The following is an 18,696-nucleotide window of genomic DNA, read 5'->3' as shown; positions in this document are numbered from 1 at the left end:
ACGGACAAATCATGATCGTTAATCTCGAAAAGTTTGTCACGGAAGAGCGGGTACAGTGGGAGAAGCTGGAAGCGATCCTCAACAAGCTCGCGGCGGATCATTGGTACGCGCTCACGCTCGAAGAGGCGCGGGAGCTGGAGCGGCTTTATCAGCGGGCGTCGGCCGATCTGGCGCGGCTGGCGACGTTTTCGGCGGAGCCGGAGGCACGGCATTATCTGGAGGGATTGGTGGCGCGTGGGTACGCGGAAGTTCACGGCGGGAAGAGTGAGAGCACGCGGTTTCGGCCGTGGACGTGGCTGGCGCAGACGTTGCCGCAGACCTTTCGGCGGCGGGCGAAGGCGTTTACGTTTTCGCTGATGGTGACGATGATCGGCGTGATTTTTGGCGGGCTGGCGGTGGCGTTCGATCAAGAGGCGAAGGAAGTGATCATGCCGTTCGGGCATTTGCTCGGCGATCCGAGCGAGCGCGTCGCGAAAGAAGAGGCGGCGGATGCGGGGCAGCTCGATGGGCGCAAGGCGAGTTTCTCGGGTGAGTTGATGACGCATAACACGAAGGTGACGCTGACGGCGGCGTCGCTCGGGATGAGCTGGGGCGTGGGGACGCTCGTGATTATTTTCTACAATGGCGTGATCCTCGGCGCGGTGGCGGTGGACTATGTGCTGGCGGGGGAAATCGTTTTTCTCCTCGGGTGGTTGCTGCCGCATGGAATCATCGAGATCCCGGCGATCCTGGTGGGCGGGCAGGCGGGGTTTGTGCTGGCGGGGGCGTTGCTTGGGCGCGGGCAAAATCTGCGGATGGCGGGGCGGCTGCGCGCGGTGATGCCGGACGTGGTGACGCTTTGTTTCGGCGCGGCGGTGATGCTGGTGTGGGCGGGGATCGTGGAGGCGTTTTTGTCGCAGTATCACGAGCCGGTGATTCCTTACTGGGTGAAGATCGCGTTCGGCGTGATCGAGGGCGCGGGGTTGCTGTGGTATCTCAGGCGGGCGGGGCGGAAGACGGAAACGACGGAGGCGCGCGCATGAGTGCGATGGCGAAGAATGCAGGGATGGGTAACGCGATGGCTGCGGCCAAGGGCGCGGAGCGGACGCATCGGTTTCATGTGAGGACGCCGGAGGGCGTGGCGTTTTCGTACCGGCTGGCGAGTCCGGTGCTGCGGCTGGCGGCGCTGATGGTGGACTGGATGACGGTGACAGCGGCGTGGATGATCCTGGCGACGATCATCGGGCTGCTGAGCATCGTGAGCCGGGACATCGCGGGGATGGTGATGGCGATCAGTTATTTTTTGTTGTCGCAGGGGTATCGGATCGCGGCGGAGTGGTTGTGGCGCGGGCAGACGATCGGGAAGAAAGTGATGCGGCTGCGTGTAGTGGATGAGCGGGGACTGCGGCTGACGTTTGCGCAGATCGCGCTGAGGAATCTGCTGAGGGCGGTGGACGGATTACCGTTCGCGTATCTGGTGGGCGGGCTGGCGGCGTTGTTCAGCCGGAAGGCGCAGCGGCTGGGGGATCTGGCGGCCGGGACGCTCGTGGTGTGGGAGCCGGTGGAAGCGACGCCAGATTTGAGCACGTTGCAGACGGGGAAGTATAATTCGTTGCGGGGGCATCTACCCGTAGTGGCGCGGTTGCGGCAGTCAGTGACGCCCGGCGAGGCGAGGGCGGCGTGGCAGGCGCTGGCGCGTCGGGACACATTCGAGGATGCGGCGCGGGTAAAGTTATTCGCAGAGCTGGCGGAGCATTTCCGTGGGATCACGCCGATGCCGCCGGAGGCGGCGGAGGGAGTGTCGGATGAGCAGTTTGTGCGAAATGTGGTCGAGGTGCTTTATCTGGAGCGGAAGTAGCGGGCAGGGAGTAGTGAGTAGCGGGTTGGGGAGAAGACGGATGGGTGAGCGGACTATGACGGCGATGAGGGTGAGGACGATGAGGATGACGGAGTTTTTTAACCACTGATGGGCATTGATGAACACTGATAGCCGGAGAATACAGAGGAGTGGTGAGAGTTTTTAACCGCGAATGGACGCCAATGGACGCGAATGGGGAGGGGATTTTTGGCGGGCGGGAACGAGGGGAGGAGGGAGAAAGATGGGGGCACCTGCGGGCTCGCGTTCGGGGGCTTGGGGGCGTTTTTTCCAGATTGTTTTAAGAAATCTCCGCGCGATGCGTTTTCAGCCTAGGTCCCTTCCATTCACGACCCCATGAACCGGGAATCTTCTCATGAACACGCTGGAGATTTTGTGCAGACGGCGGTCGCGGAGTTTCAGGCTCCGCTCACGCGCTACGCCACGCGCCTCGTCGGCGATCACGACCGGGCGCGCGACATCGTGCAGGACACGTTCGTCAAACTCATGGCGCAAACGCCGGAGGAAGTGGACGGGCATGTGGCGGAGTGGCTGTTCACGGTTTGCAGGCATCGCGCGCTCGATGTGTTGCGGAAGGAGGGGCGGATGAAACGCTTCGAGGAAGGGCAGGCGGAGCGCGTGACGGCGAACGATCCACGGCCGGGGCGGACGCTGGAGAGGGCGGAGACGCAGGAGGCGTTGCTCAATTTGATCGGGCGGCTGCCGGCGAATCAGCAGGAGGTGATCCGGCTGAAGTTTCAAAATGGATTCAGCTATAAAGAAATCAGCGGCATCACGGCACTCTCGGTGAGCCATGTGGGTGTGCTGATTCACAACGCGGTGCTGCGGTTGCGCGCGGAGTTCGCAGCGCAACGGCCTTGAGGGACGAGAGACGAACGACACGGGACAAACACGAGGACACAGCTATGAACGAGCATCAGCAGACGACGATTTTTTCACCCGACGATCACCGGCTCACCGCGTATGCGCTGGGCGAGTTGAGCGGGGCGGAGCGCGCCGAGGTGGAGGCGTTGTTGAAACATGATGCAGCGGCGCGGGCAGCGGTTGAGGAGATCCGTGCGCTGGCGGCTCAGCTCGAAGGCGCGCTGGAGGCGGAGGCGTTGGCGGAGCCGGTTGGAGCGGTGCAGAAGAAGGAGGGGAAGAACGATGATCCTTATCGGAGGAAAATCGTGCGGTTTCCTTATGTGTGGGTGGGGACTCTGGCTGCGGCGTGTTTCGCGGTGGTGCTGGCGCTGCGCGAGAGTTCGCGGACGAATGTGGCGGTGCATGACGTGGCGGAAGAGCGTGCGAAGCGGGTGATGGCGGAAACGCTGGCGAGCGAGGGCGGCGACGGGGTGCCGGTGGAGTCGGGGGCGGGCTTTTTTTTGGTGAAGGATGCGGAGGAGGCGGCACGGCTGCCGTCGGCCGGCGCGCGTGAGATGGGCGCGAGCGACGGGGCGTCGGCGGGCGGCGAGAACGCGGGCGGGGCGGTGGCGGGGGATTTCGCGCGGGTGCAGAGCGCGCCGCTGTCGAGCTTCGCGGCGGATGTGGACACGGAAGGCTACGCGAAGGTGCGGCGTTATCTCGACGATGGGCGGCTGCCGCCGCGCGATGCGGTGCGGGTGGAGGAGATGGTGAACTATTTCAACTATCGCTATGCGGCACCGGCGAAGGGCGAGGGGGAGCCTTTTGCGGCTTCGATGGAGATCGCGACGGCGCCGTGGAATCCGGCGCACCGGCTGGTGCGCATCGGGGTGAAGGGGCGTGAGGCTGCGGGCGAGGGCCAGCCGGGCGGCGCGGCGGTGACGATCGCGAAAGACATGGCGCTGGAAGTGGAGTTCAACCCGGCGGTGGCGCAGGCGTACCGGCTTATTGGGTACGAGAACCGGCCGGAGAGCACGGAAGCTGCCGGCAACGACAGGGGCGATGCGGGCGAGATCGGCGCCGGACATACGGTGACGGCGCTTTACGAGATCGTGCCGGTGGATGTGGCGGGCGGCGGAGTGGAGGCGGCGCCGAAGGAAGCGTCGTCGCTGCGTGAGCCGCAGGAGGAGTTGTTGACGTTGAAGATCCGGTTCACGGAGCCGCTGGTCGATGTGAGCCGGAAGATGGAGATTCCGGTGATCGACACGGGCGCGGCGTTTGAGGCGGCGAGCAAAGATTTCAAGTTCGCGGCGGCGGTCGCGAGCCTGGGGATGATGCTGCGCGAGTCATCGCACACGGTGGCGTCGGATTACGATCGCGTGATCAGCTGGGCGGAGGCGGGCAAGGGCGAGGATGCGGATGGGAAGCGCGGGGAGTTTATCGAACTGGTGAAGAAGGCGCGGACGTTGTCGGCGGAGTGAGCGGGCGCGACAGCTGACGCGCAGCTTTGAAGGTGAGTGCCGAACGATCTCTGCCAGGCGTGGCAGAGATTTTGTCAGGCACGGGCGTCGATTCCGAAGGCAGTGCCTTGAAAGCGCTGCATGAGTTCGATCGCGCTTTTCAAGCGATTGACTTCAGCGCCGTCGCCGCGAACTAGAGCGCCCTCGATGCCTTCACGCGTTTTTGCGATGAAGTTAATCGGATCGGTATCGGTCTCCATATCGACAGGTTGTCCGGTGGACACCGACATCTTGAGGGTCATGCCCAGGAAAGGCGTACTTTCATCCAGCGACATTTTACCGCTGGTGATCTGGGTATTCATCCAGTCGAAAAGCTCCTTGCGCGTCATCTGGGTGAAGTCCGCCGATTTTACGCCGGCTGCTTCAAGAGAATTGCCTGAGGGTTGGGCACCCGATGAGGAGGCGGTTTTGTTTGTCGCTGGATAAGACGATGAGACGGCAGGCAGGCGCGAATTGGATTCGGACGAGATTTGCATAGGACCGATTTACTTGCGGCGGCGGTATTCGAAGATCGCGACGAGGCCGAGGCCGAGGGCCATCAGGACGTAAGTCGAGGGCTCGGGGACGGGGGTGAAATTGATCGCGAGGCCGGTGTTGGTCTGGGTCACGAAGAACGAACCGCCGGCGGTGTTGTTGAGGAAGCCTGACGCGTTGATCGCAAAGGTGTCGGACGAGGAGCCGTTGATTTTGTCGGAGGTGGCGAAGGTCCAGCTGTAGCCTTGCGTGGGATCGAAAGTGGCTAGTTGTCCGGCGGTGCCGTTGGCGCTGAGGGTCACGAGGTCGATCGTGAAAGGGCTGCTGGTGGTGGCTGTGAGGTTGAGCGGGCTGCCGATGACGTTGATGAGATCCCAGCCGGTGCCTGCGGAGCCGGTGGGGCTGAGGAGATTGAAGGTGAGGCTGGAACCGGGGCCGAGGGTGAGGCCGTTGTTGAAAGAAAGCGTGCCGATGTGGGTGGCGCTGCCGGGAGAGAGGCGGACGCCGCTGCCGATGTACGTGCCGCCGACTGCGCCGAGGGTGCCGTAGCCGGAGAGGGTGGAGCCGCTGGAGAGGGTGAGCTGGTTGGAGATGAGGACGGGCTGCGCGATGCTGAGGGTGGCACGGTCGTTGACGGAGACGCCGCCGAGGCCGAGGGCGTTGTTACTGCCGGCGAGGAGGGTGCCGCCGAGCACCTGGGTGCCGTTGGCGTAAGTGTTGTTGCCCTTGAGTTCGACGGTGCCGCCTTGGGGGTCGAAAGAGTTGGTCTGGCCGATGACGACGCCGGGGATTTTATTGCCGAGGGTGGAGGCGACGGTGAGGTGGCCGCCTTTGACGGCGGTGAGGTAAAGGTCGTCGCCCGTGGTGGGCGTGATGTCGCCGGTGAGGGTGACGCGGCTGCTCGTGCCCAAGTAATAGGAATCGGTGCGGGTGCCGCCCATCGAGAGGTCGATGGCGTCGGAGACGGTGCGGGGGGCGGCGGTATTCGCGGAGTCGATGCCGACGATGGCTTGGGAGCTGCCGATGGTGTTGATGCGGCTGAGGAAGCTGGAGGCGGAGACGTTGAAATTCTCGGTGTAGCCGGCGTAGGCGGGGCCGTTGAGGTTAAGCCGCTGGGTGCCGTAGAGGGATTTGATATTATCGAGGACGAGGACGGAGTGGAGGATGTTGACCTGCCCGTTGAAGCTATTGCTGCCGCGGAGGACGACGGTGAGCGGGGAGCCGTAGTCGGAGCGGAGATCGATGCCGCTGTGGGTGGAGGAGAGTTCGCTGGCGACGTAGAGTGTGCCGTTGCCGCCGCTGAAGCGGTAGTCGGTGCCGGCGTCGATGAGGATTTTGCCGGAGACGATGGCGGAGGTCTGGGAGCCGAGGCCGGCGAGGTTGTTGAAGCCGGTGAGGTCGAGCTGCTCGTTATAGAGTGTGGGGGAGGATTGTCCGGCGGCGGTGTCGAGGCCGATGGAGCCGCGGAAGGCGGAGGCGTCGATCTGGTTGAGGAAGCCGGATTGGACGGACTGGTTGAAGGTGATGCCGACGTAGGCGCCGGTGGACGAGGCGATGCGGCCGGCGTTGGGGACGGAGGCGAGCGAGGTGAAGGTGAGACTGCCGCTGTTTACCTGAGTGCCGCCGCTGTAGAGATTGAGGCCGGATAGGACGAGATTGCCGGAGCCGGTTTTGGTGAGGCTGGCGCCGCCGAGGACTGCGCCGGCGATCTCGACGGAGCCGGAGGCAACGCGGACGTTTTGGGTTTCGCCGGAGAGGGTGACGACGATGCCGGAGGAAAAGCGGACGCCGCTGGTGGCGGAGGCGTCGAGGCCGTTGTTGACGTTGACCAAGGCGAGGCCGGAGAAGGCGTAGCTGGCGGACGTTTGAAACTGGATACTGGCGAGATTGAGGAGGCCGAAGAGCGGGAGCTGGACGGGGCCGGCGCCTTGATCGCCGAAGAGGACGGTGGCGGTGCCGTCGTTAGTCGGGACGATGCCGCCGGACCAATTGGCGGGGTTATCGTAGTGATCGTTACCGCCAGCGCCGGTCCAAGTGAACGTGGCGGCTGAGGCGATGGACGCCAGAGATACCAAGGAGGCGAAGAGAAGTGGGAACGGGCGACGCATCGGGAACGGTTGGGGTGTTAGCCCCAGTTATTTGCACTTGCAAGCCGCCATCCGTATTTAGTCCGGGGTTTGAGAGGAGTTTTACGGGGAAGGAGACAGGAGGGGGCGAAGGGTTTTCCAGACGGTTTCGGCGACGATGATGTGGCCTTCGGCGGTGGGGTGGACGCCGTCGGGGAGGTTGAGCTTGGGGTCGCCGCCGACGCCTTCGAGGAGGAAGGGGATGAGGAGGGCGTCGTTTTTCCTGGCGAGCTCGGCATAAATGGCGCGGAAGGCGGTGGTGTAGTCGGTGCCCATGCTAGTGGGCATTTCCATGCCGGCGATGACGATGCGGGTGGCGGGATTTCTGGCGCGGACCTTGTCGATGATGCCTTGGAGATTGGTGCGGGCGACTTCGGGGGAGAGGCCTCGGAGACCGTCGTTGCCACCGAGTTCTAGGACGAAGATGTGGACGGGCTGGCGCATGATCCAGTCGAGGCGACGGAGACCGCCGGCGGTGGTTTCGCCGGAGAGGCCGGCGTTGATGACGCGCCAGGGGAGTTTTTCGGCGGTGATTTTTTCCTGGATGCGGCCGGGGAAAGCGAGGGCGGGGTCGTCGAGACCGTAGCCGGCGGTGAGGCTGTCGCCGAAGAAGAGGATAGTTTTGACGGCGGCGGGCGGCGACGCGGGTGTGGCGGGTGTCGAGGGATTCGCGGAATTGGCGGCGGGGAGAAAGGGCGAAATGATGATCAGCGCGGCGGTGAGGAGTGGAAACAAGATGCGCGCGTGGAATGAGGTCGTCGTTTGCATAAGGCAGGCCGGCTGCTTTCTTCCGGCACTCCCGCATGTGTGCTCAAGCAATGTTGAATGTCCAGCGACTGACCCAAACGTATCCGACCGCCCATGGCGCGCTGACGGTTTTGCATGAAGTGAGTTTCTCGATCGATGCGGGGGCGAGCTTGGCGATCGTGGGACCATCCGGCAGTGGGAAGACGACGCTGCTCGGATTGTGCGCGGGGCTGGACCGGCCCGGCGGTGGAAGCGTGGCGCTGGCGGACGTGGATATTGGCGGGCTCAGTGAAGACGCGCGCGCGAAGGTGCGGAACGAGCACGTGGGGTTTGTGTTTCAGAACTTCCAACTGATCCCGACGCTGACGGCTTTAGAGAATGTGCTCGTGCCACTGGAGCTGCGCGGGGAACGCGGGAAGGAGGCGGAAGCGCGGGAGTTGTTGGGGCGGGTGGGATTGAAGGATCGTGAGGATCATTTTCCGATTCAGCTTTCCGGTGGCGAGCAGCAGCGCGTGGCGCTGGCGCGGGCGTTTATCAATCAGCCGAAGATTTTGTTCTGCGATGAGCCGACGGGAAACCTGGATGGCGCGACGTCGGCGGCGATGGTGGAGCTGATCTTCGGGCTGAATCGCGAACGAGGGACGACTCTGGTGTTGGTGACGCACGATCTGGAGCTGGCGGGAAAATGTCAGCGGGTGATCCGGTTGAAGTCGGGGCGGGTGATCAGTGATGAGACTAAGCCGGTTGTGGCGGGCGCGCAGGGAGTCATCAGCGGCGAGGCGGGCGTATGAGTTTCATTTTGAAGATGGCCTGGCGGGATTCGCGGGCGGCGCGGCGGCGGCTGGCGTTATTTTCGCTTTCGATCGTGCTCGGGATCGCGGCGCTCGTGGCGATCGGGTCGTTTACGGATAATCTGCGGCGGGCGATCGACACGCAGGCGAAGGCGCTGCTGGGTGCAGATCTCGCGGTGGACTCGCGGACGGCGATTGCGGATGAGGCGCGGGCGTTTCTCGATGGGCTGGGCGGTGAGCAGGCGCACGAAGTGACGTTTGCCTCGATGGTGGTTTTCCCGGACAGCGGCGGGCAGACGCGGTTGATTTCGCTGCGGGCGGTCGAGGGTGCGTATCCGTTTTATGGGGAGTTTTTGACCGCTCCGGAAAATGCACCCGAGGAATTGCGCTCGGGCGGAGCCGTCGCGGTTTTGGAGGAAACGCTGCTCGCGCAGTATGGCGCGAAGGTCGGCGACTCGGTGAAGCTGGGGCAGAAGAGGTTTCGCATCGCGGGGGCGCTCAAAAAAATCCCGGGCGATTCACCGGCGGTGGCGATGTTGTCGCCGCGCGTGTACATCCCGCGCGCGCAACTCGACGGCACGGGGTTGCTGGGGCCGGGGGCGCTGGTGCGGTACAAGACGTATTTCAAATTCGCGCCGGAGTTCGACACGGAGCAGCTGGTGCGCGATTTGCGCGGGCGGTTTCGTGAATTGCGACTGGGCTTCGACACGGTCGAGGAGCGGAAGCGGGATCTCGGGAGAGCGCTGCGGAATGTGGACGCGTTTCTGAGCATGGTGGGGTTTGTGGCGTTGTTTCTCGGCGCGATCGGTGTGGGTGGGGCGGTGCATGTTTATATCCGGCAGAAAATCGCGACGGTGGCGGTGCTGCGGTGTCTCGGTGCGAGCGGACGGCAGACCTTTGCGGTTTATCTGGTGCAGGGGCTGGCGCTGGGGCTTTTCGGGGCGTTGCTTGGCGTGGCTGGGGGCATCGCGGTGCAGCTGGTGCTGCCGGTATTCGTGAAGGGGATGCTGCCAGTGGATGTGGAGTTTTTCATTTCGTGGCCGGCGGTGTTGCGCGGGTTGATCGCGGGGCTGGCGGTGTGCGGGTTGTTCACACTGCTGCCGTTGCTGGCGGTGCGGCAGGTGTCGCCGCTGGTGGCGTTGCGCGCGGCGTTTGTGGAGCAGGCGGGCTGGCGCGATCCGTGGCGCGTGGCGGTTTATGCGTTGATCGGCGCGGCGGTGACGGGGTTTGCAATCGTTCAGACGCATAGCGTGACGCGCGGACTGGGTTTCGCGGCGGCGCTGCTGGTGAGCATCGGCGTGCTGGCGTTGCTGGCGAAAGGGATCGCGTGGGGCGCGCGGCGGTTTTTGCCGAAAGGGCTGCCGTACGTGTGGCGGCAGGGTGTGGCGAATTTGCACCGGCCGAATAATCGGACGGTGTTGTTATTGGTGTCGCTCGGGCTCGGGACTTTCCTGTTGCTGGCGCTCGTGCTGACGCGGGAGACGGTGGTGGCGCAGGTGCGCGGGACAGCGGGTGGGGAGCGGCCGAATCTGTTGTTCTTCGATATTCAGGACGACCAGATCGGGCCGTTGAACGAAACGCTCGCGAAGGAAAATGTGCCCGTGCGGGCGCAGGCGCCGATCGTGACGATGCGGTTGCGTGCGCTCAAGGGGCGGGCAGTGGAGGAGATTTTGAAAGACCAAGGAAGCGACATTCCAGGCTGGCGGTTGCGGCGGGAGTATCGTTCGACGTTCCGTGGCGAGCTTTCGGATACGGAGAAGGTGACTGCGGGTTCGTTTGACGGGCATGCGGCGGCGGATGCGGCGGTGATCCCGATCTCGATCGCGGAGGAACTCGCTCGGGAGATGCATCTGTCGCTGGGTGACGAAATCGAGTGGGATGTGCAGGGCGTGCCGATGCTGACGAAGGTGACGAGCGTGCGGCTGGTGGACTGGCAGCGGATGTCGCCGAACTTCTTCGTGGTGTTTCCCGAAGGTCCCTTGGAGGCGGCACCGAAGTTTTTCGTGGCGGCGGCGCGGGCGGCGACACCGGAGGAGTCGGCGCGGGTGCAGCGGGCGGTGGTGACGCAGTTCCCCAATGTGTCGGCCATCGATCTGGCGCTGCTGTTGCAAACGCTCGAAGGGATTTTCTCGAAGGTGGAGTTGGTGGTGCAGTTCATCGCGCTCTTCACGGTGGCGACGGGGATCATCGTGCTCGCGGGCGCGGTGATGACCGGACGGTTTCAGCGTATCCGGGAAACGGTGCTGCTGCGGACGCTGGGGGCGAGCCAGAGCCAGATTTCGAAGATACAGCTGATCGAGTATTCGGTGCTCGGGGCGCTGGCGGCGCTGACGGGGGGCGGGCTGGCGTTTGGGGCGAGCGCGTTACTGGCGATTTTTGTTTTTGAAGCGCCGGTGGTGCTGCCGGCTGGTTATCTTGCGGTGACGGTGGCGGGCGTGACGGTGGTGACGTTGATCACGGGGTGGATCGCGAATCGGGGGATCGCGACGCATCCGCCGCTGGCGGTGTTGCGGGAGGAAGCGTGATGTGGCGCAGGGCGGCCACGATTGCCTTGCGTCTTGCCACTGAGGGGCGGGGCCACGGTAGTTCTGCTCTTCACTTTTTATGAGCCGTCACGTCGTTTCCTTTCACTATACGCTGCGCGATCCTTCCGGTCAGGTGCTGGACATGTCGGGAGGGAGCGAGCCGGTTTCTTATCTCGAAGGTTCGGGGCAGATTATCGACGGGCTCGATGAGCAACTGCGCGGTGTGGCGGCGGGGACGAAGACGCGCGTGGTGGTGCCGGCGGAGAAGGCGTACGGGGTGCCGGATGCGGCGATGATTCATAAGCTGCCGCGCAGCCAGATCCCGTTTGAGGGGGAGTTGAAGGTGGGCGATCGTTTTCAGACGGAACCCGATCCGGGAGCGCCGGTGGTGACGATCGCGGCCGTTGATGGCGATGAAGTGACGCTCGATGCGAATCATCCGCTGGCGGGCGTGGATCTTACGTTTGATGTGGAGATCGTGGCGGTGCGCGCGGCGACGGAGGAAGAGCTGGCGCATGGTCATGCGCATGGCGGCGACGGCCACAGTCATGGACAGGGCGAAGGTGAGTGCGGTTGTGGCGGTGGCGGGCAGTGCTCGTCGGATAAGTGAGCGCGCGCAGGCGGCGCTGATTTTATTTTCCTCACGTCTTAACTCTCTTCTCACACGCGCATCATGAAAGTTCTCGGCATCGATATCGGCGGATCGGCGGTCAAGGGCGCGCCGGTGGACACAGCGACGGGCAAGCTACTCGGCGAGCGGCATCGGATCGCGACGCCGGAGAAGGTTACGCCCAAAGAGCTGGCGAAGATCGTGGCGGAGATCGCGGCGCATTTTCGTTGGACCGGGCCGATCGGGCTGGGATTTCCCGGTGTGATTCACGGGACGACGCCGACGACGTCGGCGAATCTGCATAAGGATTTTATCGGGTGCGATCTGGCGAAGCTGGTGGCGAAGGCGACGGGCGAAAAGGTCAGCGTGGTGAACGACGCGGATGCGGCGGGGATCGCGGAGATGCGGTTTGGCGCGGGGCGGAAAGAGAAGGGGACGGTGATTTTGCTGACGCTGGGGACGGGCGTGGGCTCGGCGTTGTTTTATCGGGGAGTGTTGTATCCGAATTCCGAGCTCGGGCATCTGCCGCTCAAGGGTGATTCGGCGGAGAAGCATGTGGCGGCGTCGGTGAAGGAGAAGGAGGACCTCTCGTGGCACAAATGGGGGAAGCGGCTGAGTCATTATCTGAAGATTGTGGAAACGATTCTGGAGCCGGACTTGATCATCCTCGGCGGCGGGGTGAGCGCGGATAGCGGGAAGTTTTTCAAGTATCTGAAGACGCGCGCACCGGTCCTGCCTGCACAGTCGAAGAATGAAGCGGGGATCGTGGGGGCGGCGTTGTGGGCGGCGGAGGCCGGAGCGGTGGAGACTGGGTCGCGTGCGAAGTGAGCGAGAGTGCAACGCTATGAATTTTTGGCGATGGATACCTCTGGTGCTCGTGCTTCCGACATTTGGGTTCATCGCCTATTGGCTATGGCGCGGTGCGAAAGAAAGCGGCTTGGGTCGGTTGCCGAAGACGCGCGATGAGGTGAAGCAAATGGGCGATGCTGTCGGCAGTGATTTTGCAGCGGCCAGCAAACGGCTTCGTCGGTTCAATCTCTGGCTCTTTCTGGCGTTTTTTGGAGCAGTTATCGTTAACAGCTGCATCTCTTCAAAAGGCTGAAGACTCTGACAGACGATGCCTGCGCCGATTTTGATTTTGGGACAGGGGCTGGCGGGTTCTTTGCTCGCGTGGGAATTTGAGCGGGCGGGGATCGATTTTGAGATCGTGGATCAAGGGCACGCATTGGCGTCGTCGCGGATCGGGGCGGGGATCATCAATCCGATCACGGGGCAGCGGCTGGTGAAGAGCTGGCGGGTGGATGCGTTGCTGCCAGGGGCGTTGGAAACGTATCGCGCGATGGAGCGGATGCTGGGAGTAAGCCTCGTGCGCGAGATGCGGGTGAAGCGGTTTTTCAACGATGAGCGGGAGCGGCGGATTTTTGCGGAGAAGAGCGCTAGCGGTGAACTCGCACCGTACGCGGGCGTGACGGAAATGGATGGGTTCTGGATTAAAGGCGCGGCGCAGGTACACACGGCGGCGTTGATCGCGGCGATGCGCGCGCGGCTGGTCGCGGCGGGGCGGTTGCGGGAGGACCGGGTGGCCCCGTTGGAGGTTCGGAGCAGGTACGACCTGGTCATTTTGTGCGCGGGCGTTTTCGCAGGTGAAGATGAACCCGCAGAGGCGTTTGGTTTCGCGAATCTGCGACCGGCGAAGGGGGAAACTTTGACGGTGTCGGCAACGAATGCGGGAGAACTGGCGGAGGACGTCATCCTGAATGCCGGGCATTGGTTGCTGCCGCTGGGGAATGGGTTGGCGCGGGTGGGCGCGACGTTTGAACCCGGGGTGGTTGATTTGATGGGAAGTGCAGCGGCGCGGTCAGTCCTTGAGAAAAGCGCGGCCAGATTTCTAGCCAGTGGTTTTACGGTGGTGGCTCACGAAGTGGGCTTGCGGATGACGTCGGCGGACAAGCATCCGGTGGTGGGGCGGAGTGCGGGCGATCCGGGGCTGGGGATTTTTAACGGGTTGGGGTCGAAAGGGGCGTTGCTGGCGCCGGGGCTGGCGCGGCAGTGGGTGAATCATCTGACGGAGGCGGTACCATTCGATGCGGCGGTGGATGTGAGGCGGTTCGCGAAGAGGGGCGGGTAGCGGGTGAATTTATTTGGCGAAGGCTGAAACTTCGCAGGGTGGCGGGGTGTTCAAGGCGGGATGACTCCTGCGTTTATGCCGCTGACTGTACGTTTCCGCCCTGTGCCGGTTGACCGGATGCGGCTTGCGAAGGCGGCTGGGCGTTGGGAGATGTTTACCCCTGCGCCAGGGTCGCGGTGAGCGCAGGTTAATTTTCAGCATCACTCCGCGTTTCCATTTTATCCCATGTCCACGCCCGCTCCGTCTGCTCCGACTCTCACTCAGCGTCCGCCTGCCAAGCGAAAAAAGTCCCGCAAGAAGCTCTACATCGTCATCGCCATCGTGCTGGTGGTGATCGTGGGGTTTGCGATGCGCAACGCGGCGAAGAACCGCGACAAGGCGGTGCGTGTGACGACAGAGAAAGCGATCACGAAGACGATCACGCAGGTCGTTTCGGCGACGGGGAAAATCCAGCCGGAGGTGGAGGTGAAGATGCAGCCGGAAGTCACCGGCGAGATCACGGAGCTGCCGTTTCGCGAAGGGGCGACGGTGAAAAAGGGCGATCTGGTGATCAGCATCAAACCGGACAACTACCGCTACATCGTCGATCAGCGTGAGGCGGATCTGACCTCGGCGCGGGCGAGCGCGGTGGATAGCCGGGTGCGTTTCGAAAAGGCGCAGGCGGACTTCAAGCGGAGTGAGGCGCTGTTTAAGGGGAATTTGATTTCGGAGTCGTTGTTCGCGGCGGATAAGGCGACCTATGAAGGCGCGCAGGCGAACTACGACAGCGCGCAGGCGAACATACGGCGTTCGGAGGGATTGCTCAAGCAGGCGAAGGACACGCTGGAGAAGACCACTCTCTACGCGCCGATCGACGGCACGGTGACGACGAGAGCGTCGGAGGTGGGCGAGCGCGTGGCGGCAACCGGTTCGTACGGCGGCACGATCGTGATGAGCATCGCGGATCTCTCGAACATGGAGGTGCGGGTGAACATCAATGAGAACGACATCGTGAATGTGAAGGCGGGGGACAAGGCGCGCGTGAGCATTGATGCGTTTCCTGGACGGAAGTTTGACGCCGAGGTGAAAGAGATCGGCTCGGCGGCGAAAGTGACCGGGCAGAACACGCAGGAGGAAGTGACGAATTTTCAGGTGAAGATCCGCATCCTGGAGAAGGATGTGCCGCTGCGTCCGGGCATGAGCGCGAATGCGGACATCGAAACGCAGACGGTCGAGAATGTTATCGCGGTGCCGGTGCAGTCGGTCGTGGTGCGGGCGCGCGGCAGCAACAAGACGAACGAGCAGCTGGCGAAGGATCGCGAAGAAAAAGCATCCGAGACGAAAGGCGAAAGCGGTGCGACGGCCGTGAACGACAAGCAGAAGAAGCAGAGCGAGAAGACTGATCGCGGCGCGATGCAGCGCGTGGTATTCGTGAAGAACGGCGATACGGTGAAGATGGTGTCGGTCGAGACAGGCATCGCGGACACGACGCATTTTGAAATCAAGTCCGGTCTGGCGGCGGGTGACGAAGTGGTGAGCGGCAGTTACGCGGTGCTCACGCGGACACTGGCCGATGGAATGAAGGTGGAGATGGAGAAACCCAAGGCAGCAACTCCGGCCGCAGGTGATGCGGGCGCGGGGAAATAAACGGGACATCGTCTTCATCGCGTCATGATTCCTCCCACTATTTCCGCCGGACAACCGCGTGTGGTGCGTCCCGCCGGGCCGCTCGTGATCGAGATCGAGGGCGTCACCAAGCTTTATCAAATGGGTGAGGAGACGATCCACGCGCTGCGGGGCGTGTCGTTGAAGATCCATCGCAACGAATATCTCGCGATCATGGGGCCATCGGGCAGCGGGAAGTCCACGCTGATGAACATGCTCGGATGTCTGGATACACCGACGGCTGGGCGTTACGAATTCAGCCGGAAGGATGTCGCGGTGATGGAGGACGACGAGCTGGCGGCGATCCGCAATCAGGAGATCGGTTTTGTTTTCCAGACGTTTAATCTGCTGCCGCGTTCGACGGCGCTGCACAATGTGGAGCTGCCCTTGATCTACGCGGGCATTCCTCGTGAGGAGCGACTGGATCGGGCGAGGCAGGCGCTGGAGAATGTGGGCCTGGGGCAGCGCATGGATCACAAGCCGAACGAACTATCGGGCGGTCAAAGGCAACGTGTGGCCATTGCGCGGGCTCTGGTAAACAAGCCATCGATCATCCTGGCGGATGAGCCGACGGGAAATCTGGATTCGCGCACGGGCGAGGAGATCATGGCGCTGTTCGAGCAGCTTTACGCGCAAGGCAACACGCTGATCGTGGTCACGCACGAGGAGGACATCGCGCGGCATTCGCGGCGGATCGTGCGGTTGCGTGACGGGCTCATCGAGAGCGACGCGGCCGTCGTTTAATTTTCGATTTTGGATTCTCGATGCGCCGCCTCATCTACGAGCTTAACGAAGCCTTCCGGATCGCGTTCACGCAGATCATCGCGAACAAGCTGCGGTCGGCGCTGACGGCGCTGGGCGTGATCATCGGCATCGTGTCGGTGACGTTGATGGGGACGGCGATCCTCGGCATCGACGCGAGTGTGGAGAAGAGTTTCGCGGGGTTCGGTGACGACGTCCTCTACGTTGAAAAGTGGCCGTGGAGAGGAGTGCAGGATTGGTGGAATTATCGGAACCGGCCGATGATCAAGACGGAGTATGCGGAGCGCGTGAACGAGTGGGTGGCGGAGCATCCGAATGGTTTGATTAAGCTAGCGGTGCCGGCGGCGAACCGGCAGACGAACATCGTGCGGGGGGAGTTAAAGCTCTCGAATATTTTCACCGAAGGCGTGGGCCACAATCTGCCGCGCATGGCGAAGATGGATCTGACAGAGGGACGTTTTTTCAGCGAGTTCGAGGCGCACTCGGCGCGCAATGTTGTCGTGATCGGTTACGACGTGGCTGATGCGTTGTTCCCCGGGCAGTCGCCGTTGGGGGAGACGCTGCGTCTGGGCGGACAGCAGTTCACGGTCATCGGCACCCTTGCGCGGCAGGGGAGATTTCTCGGGCTTTTCAGCCTGGATTCAAAGGTGATGATTCCGATCAACACGTTTCGGCGGTACTTCGCGGTGAATGGAAATTCGACGCAGATTCGCGTGCAGGTGGATGGCGCGCGCATGGAGGAGGCGCGTGAGGAGCTGCGCGGTTTGATCCGGCGCATCCGCCAGCAAAATCCCGAGGCGAAGGACAACTTCGAGTTGAACGAGCAGCGGGTGATCCGCGAACAGATCGATCCGATCAAAAATGGCATCGCGATCGGCGGGTTGATGATCACCGGACTCGCGCTCCTGGTCGGTGCGATCAACATCATGAACATCACCTATGTGAGTGTGAAGGAGCGCACGAAGGAGATCGGCACGCGCAAGGCGCTCGGTGCGCGGCGGCGGACGATTCTCCTGCAGTTTCTCATCGAAGCGGTGAGCATCTGCCTGATTGGTGGAGCGATCGGATTGTTGGGGGCGGGCTCGCTCTCAGCACTTGTCTCCGTGGCTGTGCCGGATTTCCCCATCGTGTTTTCGCCCGTGCTGGTGGTCATCGGATTTTTGGGCTCTGTGGTGATCGGGGTTCTGGCGGGCATCGCGCCCGCGTGGTCGGCGAGCAAACTAGATCCCGTGGTGGCGTTGCGTTACGAATGATCTACTTCGAAATACTGCGTCTCGCGTTCTCCTCGCTCTGGACCAACAAGCTGCGGTCCTCGCTCACGATTTTCGGCATGTCGATCGGCGTGTTCTCGATCATTGGGGTGATGACGTTCATCGCCGGAGCGAAAGCCCAGCTCGATTCGGGGTTGAGCCGGCTGGGGGCGAACAGTTTTCAAATCCAGAGATTCCCCGCGCTCATGAGCAATCCGTGGCAGCGTTATGGCAACCGGCCCGAGATCAAACTTCCGGCGGCGCAGCGGTTCAAGGACTTGATGGGGGAGACGGCGAAAGTGAATCTGCAGATCAGGCGTGGCGGGATCATCGCGAGTTATCTGGACCGGCGCACGACGCCGAACATGCGGCTGGTGGGTACGGACGATAACTTTCTGTCATCGTCGAATTTCGAGATCGCGCGCGGGCGCAATCTTGGAGCCGAGGACGTGGCGCTGGGCCGCTCGGTGTGCATCATCGGCGATGAGGTCGCGAAGAAACTTTTTCCCGACGTGGATCCTTTGGGCCTAGTCGTGCGTGCGGGCGGGCAGATGTATACGGTGATCGGATTAGTGGCGCCTAAGGGGACGTCGTTTGGCGAGAGTCAGGACGACTTTATCGCTATCCCGATCACGCGGTGGCTCGCAGTGATGGGCGGTGGCATGTGGCGCACGATCTCGATCAATGTGCAGGCGCCGTCGCAGGAGTTGCTGCCAGCGGTGCAGGACACGGCGGTCGGCGTGATGCGGCAGGTGCGCGGGTTGGAGCCGGAGGATGAAAATAATTTTGAGGTGTTCACGAACGACTCGTTGATCGCGACGTTTCAGAACGTAACGAACATGGTCGCCATCGGTTCATTTGGCGTGAGTGCGATCGCGTTGCTCGCGGCGGGTGTGGGGGTGATGAACATCATGCTCGTGAGTGTGACGGAGCGGACGAAGGAGATCGGCATCCGAAAAAGCATCGGGGCTCGGAAGAAAAACATCCTGTTCCAGTTTCTTATTGAGGCGGTCGTGCTGGCGTTGATTGGTGGGTTTGTGGGAGTGGTGCTGGGTGTGGTGGGGGGCAACGCGGTGTCTTCGTTGATGAATATCGACATGATTTTCCCGTGGGGCTGGGCGATTGCCGGCATGGCTGTGTGTGGCGGGATCGGTGTGGTCTTCGGGCTTTATCCCGCGTGGAAAGCAGCGTCGCTCGATCCGATCGAGGCGCTGAGGCACGAGTGAGTGGCGTCTGGCGCTGAGCGCGCTTGCGGGAACATCGGGCAGCGGCGACGTACTAGCGGCGCACCCCGTTATCCCTGATGCGCGTCGGCCTCGTGAAGGCCTGCTATGGCTCTTGCAGTTTGCAAGAAGTGGCCGGTGCGTTGTGCCTCATTCTGCAAGAAAGCGCGCTGTAACGAATCTGTTTGGAAAACTTAT

General features: G+C 62.6%; 17 protein-coding genes. 14 read left to right on the top strand and 3 right to left on the bottom strand.

Annotation, left to right across the window (positions count from 1 at the left end; translation table 11 throughout):
* Nucleotides 1–11: 11 nt before the first annotated feature.
* The 4 genes from CMV30_RS04365 to CMV30_RS20035 all read left to right on the top strand — a co-directional run bounded on the left by CMV30_RS04365 (nucleotide 12) and on the right by CMV30_RS20035 (nucleotide 4,179).
* Nucleotides 12–1,022, top strand: coding sequence for a stage II sporulation protein M (locus CMV30_RS04365; protein WP_096054880.1), 1,011 nt, complete (start codon nucleotides 12–14; stop codon nucleotides 1,020–1,022).
* Nucleotides 1,019–1,837, top strand: coding sequence for an RDD family protein (locus CMV30_RS04360; RefSeq protein ID WP_245844401.1), 819 nt, complete (start codon nucleotides 1,019–1,021; stop codon nucleotides 1,835–1,837). Before CMV30_RS04365 ends, CMV30_RS04360 begins: the two co-directional genes overlap by 4 nt.
* Before the next feature lie 354 nt (nucleotides 1,838–2,191).
* Nucleotides 2,192–2,716, top strand: a complete 525-nt coding sequence (locus CMV30_RS04355) for an RNA polymerase sigma factor (RefSeq protein ID WP_096054879.1) — start codon at nucleotides 2,192–2,194, stop codon at nucleotides 2,714–2,716.
* Nucleotides 2,717–2,760: 44 nt separating this feature from the next.
* A complete protein-coding gene (locus tag CMV30_RS20035) occupies nucleotides 2,761–4,179 on the top strand; it encodes a YfbK domain-containing protein (protein ID WP_217494455.1) in 1,419 nt (472 codons plus the stop codon).
* A gap of 74 nt (nucleotides 4,180–4,253) precedes the next feature.
* On the opposite strand, the gene CMV30_RS04345 is transcribed toward CMV30_RS20035, so the two are convergent.
* From CMV30_RS04345 to CMV30_RS04335, 3 genes are all read right to left on the bottom strand, one after another.
* Entirely contained in the window at nucleotides 4,254–4,694 is a 441-nt protein-coding gene (locus tag CMV30_RS04345) for a hypothetical protein (RefSeq protein ID WP_096054878.1), read from the bottom strand.
* 9 nt (nucleotides 4,695–4,703) lie between these two features.
* Nucleotides 4,704–6,800 carry an autotransporter-associated beta strand repeat-containing protein gene (locus tag CMV30_RS04340; protein ID WP_096054877.1) on the bottom strand — a complete coding sequence of 699 codons (2,097 nt, stop codon included), beginning with the start codon at nucleotides 6,798–6,800 and terminating at the stop codon, nucleotides 4,704–4,706.
* An 81-nt stretch (nucleotides 6,801–6,881) separates the two neighbouring features.
* Nucleotides 6,882–7,586, bottom strand: coding sequence for an arylesterase (locus tag CMV30_RS04335; protein ID WP_096054876.1), 705 nt, complete (start codon nucleotides 7,584–7,586; stop codon nucleotides 6,882–6,884).
* 35 nt (nucleotides 7,587–7,621) lie between these two features.
* Here CMV30_RS04335 and CMV30_RS04330 point away from each other — a divergent pair, with 35 nt between their 5' ends.
* The 10 genes from CMV30_RS04330 to CMV30_RS04285 all read left to right on the top strand — a co-directional run bounded on the left by CMV30_RS04330 (nucleotide 7,622) and on the right by CMV30_RS04285 (nucleotide 18,501).
* Nucleotides 7,622–8,356, top strand: coding sequence for an ABC transporter ATP-binding protein (locus tag CMV30_RS04330; RefSeq protein WP_096054875.1), 735 nt, complete (start codon nucleotides 7,622–7,624; stop codon nucleotides 8,354–8,356).
* Complete coding sequence (locus tag CMV30_RS04325; protein ID WP_096054874.1) at nucleotides 8,353–10,881, top strand: ABC transporter permease; 2,529 nt, start codon at nucleotides 8,353–8,355, stop codon at nucleotides 10,879–10,881. The genes CMV30_RS04330 and CMV30_RS04325 overlap by 4 nt, the downstream gene beginning before the upstream one ends.
* 79 nt (nucleotides 10,882–10,960) lie before the next feature.
* On the top strand, nucleotides 10,961–11,491 hold the full coding sequence (locus CMV30_RS04320) for an FKBP-type peptidyl-prolyl cis-trans isomerase (protein WP_096054873.1): 531 nt from the start codon (nucleotides 10,961–10,963) through the stop codon (nucleotides 11,489–11,491).
* A gap of 63 nt (nucleotides 11,492–11,554) precedes the next feature.
* Nucleotides 11,555–12,319 (top strand): polyphosphate--glucose phosphotransferase, encoded by a 765-nt coding sequence (gene ppgK / locus CMV30_RS04315; protein WP_096054872.1) that lies wholly within the window; start codon nucleotides 11,555–11,557, stop codon nucleotides 12,317–12,319.
* Entirely contained in the window at nucleotides 12,243–12,593 is a 351-nt protein-coding gene (locus tag CMV30_RS20895) for a PLDc N-terminal domain-containing protein (RefSeq protein ID WP_138223122.1), read from the top strand. Before ppgK ends, CMV30_RS20895 begins: the two co-directional genes overlap by 77 nt.
* 15 nt (nucleotides 12,594–12,608) lie before the next feature.
* A complete protein-coding gene (locus tag CMV30_RS04305) occupies nucleotides 12,609–13,619 on the top strand; it encodes an NAD(P)/FAD-dependent oxidoreductase (RefSeq protein WP_096054870.1) in 1,011 nt (336 codons plus the stop codon).
* A gap of 225 nt (nucleotides 13,620–13,844) precedes the next feature.
* On the top strand, nucleotides 13,845–15,245 hold the full coding sequence (locus tag CMV30_RS04300; protein ID WP_096054869.1) for an efflux RND transporter periplasmic adaptor subunit: 1,401 nt from the start codon (nucleotides 13,845–13,847) through the stop codon (nucleotides 15,243–15,245).
* A 24-nt stretch (nucleotides 15,246–15,269) separates the two neighbouring features.
* Complete coding sequence (locus tag CMV30_RS04295; protein ID WP_096054868.1) at nucleotides 15,270–16,007, top strand: ABC transporter ATP-binding protein; 738 nt, start codon at nucleotides 15,270–15,272, stop codon at nucleotides 16,005–16,007.
* 20 nt (nucleotides 16,008–16,027) lie between these two features.
* Entirely contained in the window at nucleotides 16,028–17,278 is a 1,251-nt protein-coding gene (locus CMV30_RS04290; protein ID WP_096054867.1) for an ABC transporter permease, read from the top strand.
* A complete protein-coding gene (locus CMV30_RS04285) occupies nucleotides 17,230–18,501 on the top strand; it encodes an ABC transporter permease (RefSeq protein WP_245844400.1) in 1,272 nt (423 codons plus the stop codon). The genes CMV30_RS04290 and CMV30_RS04285 overlap by 49 nt, the downstream gene beginning before the upstream one ends.
* The last annotated feature ends 195 nt before the right edge of the window (nucleotides 18,502–18,696 follow it).

The sequence above is a fragment of the Nibricoccus aquaticus genome (assembly GCF_002310495.1).
GTDB classification, from domain to species: domain Bacteria; phylum Verrucomicrobiota; class Verrucomicrobiia; order Opitutales; family Opitutaceae; genus Nibricoccus; species Nibricoccus aquaticus.
This window is presented reverse-complemented; position numbering and strand designations above follow the sequence as displayed.